The organism is Nitrospira sp. BLG_2 (genome assembly GCF_049222245.1).
The window spans coordinates 1-4,833 of sequence record NZ_JBLYIG010000149.1 but is presented as its reverse complement, the minus strand read 5'-3'; the positions used below and the strand labels follow the sequence as shown (position 1 = coordinate 4,833).

Annotated in this window: 4 protein-coding genes; all 4 read right to left on the bottom strand. The window is 55.1% G+C overall.

The window, feature by feature from the left end:
* Positions 1-657: caspase family protein (locus ACOSYY_RS04205; protein ID WP_421661019.1), on the bottom strand; the 657-nt coding region annotated here is incomplete at its 3' end.
* A gap of 273 nt (positions 658-930) precedes the next feature.
* Positions 931-2,907: a tetratricopeptide repeat-containing protein gene (locus ACOSYY_RS04200; protein ID WP_421661018.1), complete on the bottom strand. Its 1,977-nt coding sequence runs from the start codon at positions 2,905-2,907 to the stop codon at positions 931-933.
* Positions 2,908-2,981: 74 nt separating this feature from the next.
* Positions 2,982-3,521, bottom strand: coding sequence for a DUF4231 domain-containing protein (locus tag ACOSYY_RS04195; RefSeq protein WP_421661017.1), 540 nt, complete (start codon positions 3,519-3,521; stop codon positions 2,982-2,984).
* 446 nt (positions 3,522-3,967) lie between these two features.
* The gene (locus ACOSYY_RS04190) at positions 3,968-4,615 is read right to left on the bottom strand and encodes an O-methyltransferase (protein ID WP_421661016.1); all 648 of its coding nucleotides are present in this window, start codon (positions 4,613-4,615) and stop codon (positions 3,968-3,970) included.
* Positions 4,616-4,833 lie beyond the last annotated feature (218 nt).

Sequence of the window (4,833 nt, the reverse complement as noted above, 5' to 3'; positions counted from 1 at the left end):
GCCGATATGGGCATCGGCCGATGTTTGCGTATCGCGGCAGCCGGTGATGAGCACCTCTTGAATGTCCGCATGGACGATATCGCTCTTCCTCTTGCGCCCCCGGGGGGCCTTGCTCAGTTGTCCGCGAACCACCCCACGCAGCTTCCGGCCGGACTCAGTGGCAATAAGGTCCCATGGACAAGGGAGGTACCGTTGCCTTCTGGGAGCGTCCAACGGGTTCATCACGCGCGTAATGGTGCCGGAGTGGCAACAGTCCATGATAACGGTGAGGTTTACCCCCGACCGAAGTTTTCCCAAGGTCTTCCGCAGCCAGTCGTCGCGGAAGGGATCTTTCCAATCCAGATCGGTCGGACACAAGATCTCGTCGCGCTTATCCGCTTCATCTCCATTGTCGTCAGGCACGTTGGATCCATGCCCCGAATAATGGAGGAGCAGGACATCTCCCTTCCTCCCTTTCGTGATCAGATTCTTAATGGATCGCTCCATCGCTTTTTTCGTCGCCTGGGCATCCGTAAGGGTCGTGATGTCTTTTTTGGCGAAGCCGTAATACGTTGTCAGCGCTCCGCTCAGATTCTTCACATCGTTGACGCATCCTTGGAGGTCCGCGCCGGGGACTTGATATTTGTTGATCCCGATGAGCACCGCTCGCTTGGCCATACTTCTCCTTTCCGTGTCTAAAACACACCTGAACAAAAGTTCGAGAGCCGTGTCGACTCTTCGTGTGAGCAATCATCCTGCCAATTACGTATTAATAAGCGGGACTTCGCTCGATTGCCCCCTATGTACTCTTTCTCAGGATTTTTTTCACTATGGTTTCTTCAACGATCGTTAAGAAGCTAGAGAACCGCTGCGCGAGTGGCTCGAAGCAGTGGGGGGAGAGTCTAAACCGATACAGCATGTATCGAAATGGGTACGGTGGGTTTGGAGGAGTTAAAGGTTTCGGCTATCGATCCAAGTGACTTGCCCAGTCCGGCGATTCACTTCTTGATACATGTGTGCAGTGCCGCCTGGGCCGTCCCCTCCCCCGCCATCCCAGAGGCAGAGAAACTGGACCTTGCTGATCCCATAGGACAATGCCGTGTAGAGGAGCCAGAGATTACACCGTTCGTACGGATCGACGCCTTTCGGCGGTGGGCCAAGACTTTCTGGGGCTGAGCGAATGGTTGTCGTGAGTTTAGCTTTAGCCTTGAGGTACCGATCTCTCCAAGTTTCACTGTGACAGACCACGGACGTTTGGATAAAGGTCGGTTCGTCGAACGGCTGCAGCCACTGTACCATCACCCCTCGCTGCTGGCAGGCTTCGGTAAAGAGCAGATCGCCACCACAGGCGCCTTGAGTCAACGCCAGGTCTTCCGGACCCGCCTCAAGTTTTTGTAAGGCCTCGCCAATCCTCTGAGCCGCAACCGATTCCTTGGAGACAGGAAACCGTGGCGGTTGCCGTCCGGGTTTATCGATCATGTGCCCGCTAAAGAGGAACACCTGTCGCGGGTGCCATTTGTCCTCCGGCTTTGTGAGCTTCTGTAAGGCTCTATCAAAAACACTGAGGCCGGCCTCCACGTTGTCCAGGCGAAATCTCAAGTCTTTGAGCAATTGAAGCTGTGCTCGGCTGGAGTTCAGCGCAAACCAGTCCTTGCCATTCTTGGCAAGGGCCTCCTTATAAGCTGCTTTGGTGCTGTCCGGTGTCCCAACCAGGACTTCGAGATCGCCGAGCGTCGTCTTGGCCCCAAATGCCAGGATAGGATCCATTTCCATCTCCGCCGCAAACCGCACCGCCCCGGCCATCATCGCCATATCCTTATCGTGCCGTGGATCGTTGGTGAGATATCTGTAGAGATGCATGAGCATGAGAGTGTTGATGCCGGAGTAATAATGGCCAGGATTACGACGGTAGGCGGTGGCATAGCTCTCGATCGCCGACCGTAGCAGCGCGTCTTCGTAGGCCGCTTCGTCTCGCATCAGCTGAGGTGTCTTACCCGGTTGGTGCCAGGACACCACCCAGTCATCTTTGTCGACCCTGCCAAGCAAGGCCCAGGTCTCGGGGTCAGCCGGGAATTTCTCCAGCGCTTCTTGATAATGAGCTCGTGCCCGATCCAGAGAATGCCCGGGCTTGCCCTCTACCGCTAGTCGTTGCAAGCAGATTCCTTTACCCCTGAGCCCTCGCAAATTGTGCGGTTCAATGGCGAGGCCGCGTTCGAGCTGTTCCAGTCCAAACAGGAATCGTCCCGCTTTACGTAACGCTTCGCCCGCACTGATCCAGGCCTCCGCTCGAAAGGCGGCGATCGGCGCCTCATCGGCAAGCACAAGAACATCACCGATCTGACCGGCCTTGCTGGCTAAACCGATACGTCGTTCCCAAGTCTCATGCCGCTCCCAAAATTCCCTCACGCTGCCCACACGAAGGGATTTCCAATCAGGCTCTTGCAGATTTGTCAGGAGATGATAAACCGGACTCACCTTCCGACCATGCCAAGATTCCATCGTCGCTTTAACCATGTCAGTGAGCTTCGCCTTGTCTTTCTCAATTGCTGTAGGATCCGGCCCGATGTTTGTAATGGAATACCGAAGTTTGCGATCGGTATAGAGATCGAACGCCGTAGGCATTCTTCCACCGCTGATGAGCAGGACGCCGCGTGCCCTCAACGCATGGCGCACGCCGAGTTCGTACCACACATTTGGGTTGTCGATCGTAAGATCGGCAACGACAAGGTCGGCCAAGAGCAGCTCTTGAAACATGTCAGTCCGGATATCGCCGGCCTGCTCCTCTTCGTCCGCCCGAAATACCTCAAGCCCCGCCGCTTCGAGCGCCGGCTTGATGAGATCTGCATAGACGCGATTAAAATCAATCTCGTTGCCCTGGTCGTCCTTTTTGACGCCGAACGGTATGGCAACAAAGGCATGGGGTTTCATTGAAGCTTCCCCGTCCGGTTCATCACGATCGTTTGAGGGGGCATTTCCCTAAAATAAAGCTTACGGGCTCCCGCTCATGTCGTGGGCGGTATCCTATCCTCCTCCTTCTTGTCCTTCGCCACCTGCGTCATGTAACGATCGACTTCCTCGCGGCTGAGCTCCTCGACTCGTGTGGCAAAAGCCGGATAGGCTTGAGTATGAGTCATGTTGGCGTAGGGTCCGCTCAGCTGAAGAAACTGCCAGCCCTCGCTTTTGAGCGACTCCACCGTACGCCGGTAATGACGCCACCGTTCGCCGTAGCGAAAGAACTCTTCCACGGCGGCACTCAACGCCACCACAAGGCTGACGATGAATGTGATCGATTGAACGAAGGCTTGCATGTCGCTGGCGATATTCAAACTGACCAGCGCCGGCACGATGACGCCGCCGATGATTGTCGCCAGGCGCAGCACACGGTGCCACCACAAGGCGTCCAACGCCTTCTCCTCCATCCACAGGATTTGCTCCAACCACCTCGCACGCAGGAACTGCTTGTTCAGTTCCGGTAGCTCGATCGCGGAAATCAGCTGATCCATCTCGGCCCGCATATGCCCATGATTAGTCGTCTTGTCCATACGCACCTCCACAGAGTTGTTCAGCCAAGAGAAAAGCCACGTGATTTCTCACCGATTTTGTCTTCCAAGAGAACGACTACAAATAGAAACGCGATAGGATATGTTTCGGTACAGATACCATAAGACGGAACTGCCAATAAACCAGGTCCGGTTCGAACTCCTCAATGAGTATGGAGCTTTCCTTAGCAAGCCCGACTAAATGCTGAATAAAATACAGCTTTCACAACTTCGGAGAGGACCAATGGACGTCAGGTGAATATGACGATGGAGGAAGATAATCTACACGAGGCTCAAAAAGGAGGGCCTGCCAAGAAGCTCAGTGCGTTCATCTCCTCCGCAGCTCGGGCAAAACTTCATCCGGACATGAAGGCTCTTGAGGCGGTCTATCGCCCCGCTCAATAAAGGGCACCGGCGGAAGCACCCTTGAGGACGCATAATGCTTCTCCTCATTTGACTGCTCTCTTCACCACCAAAATCCCATCTCTGATCGTAACCAGTACGGCGGTCACGCGGGGATCAGCCGAGACGGCACGGTTCAGCTCCTGAATGGCGGCGGTGGACTCGTCAGGCGGCGGCTGTTTCAAGACTTCGCCGCTCCACAGCACGTTGTCGATCAAGAGCACTCCATTGGGAGCGAGCAGATCAAGCGACCGACGGTAATAATTGAAGTAATTGGTTTTGTCCGCGTCGATGAAGATGAGATCGAATGGACCATCGAGCATACGCAAGGTGTCGAGAGCGGGCCCCATGCGGATACTGATCTTGCTGCCGAATGGCGATTGCGCGATATAACGCCTGGCCACCGCTGCCGCTTTCTCATCGATATCGCAGGTAATGACAGTTCCATCTTCCGGTAGGGCTTCGACGAAGCACAGAGCGCTGTAGCCGGTAAACATCCCGATTTCGAGTATCCGCTTTGCGCCGACCAGCTGCGTCATCATTTTCAGGAACGCCCCTTCCAAGGGGCCGACCAGCATCTGGGGGTATTGCATGGTCCGATGGGTCTCTTCGCGCAATGCGCGACAGACCGACGACTCCGGCATGGAATAAGTTTCGGCGTATGCTTCGATGTCGGACGGAACCAGCTGTTTCATCTGTATCCCCTTCAGCAATTTGAAAAGACTGATGTGGTTGCGTACACTGCGCACAACTGTCGAATCATGAGCGAATCTTAGCATAGTGAAAAGGAGACCGGATTGAAGACGCTTGCGACGTTAGAACCGCTCACTACCAGGCTGCTGGAAATTCAACGCATCAATAGTGCCGCCTCGGTCCTTTCGTGGGATCAGGAAACCTATATGCCGGCCGGAGG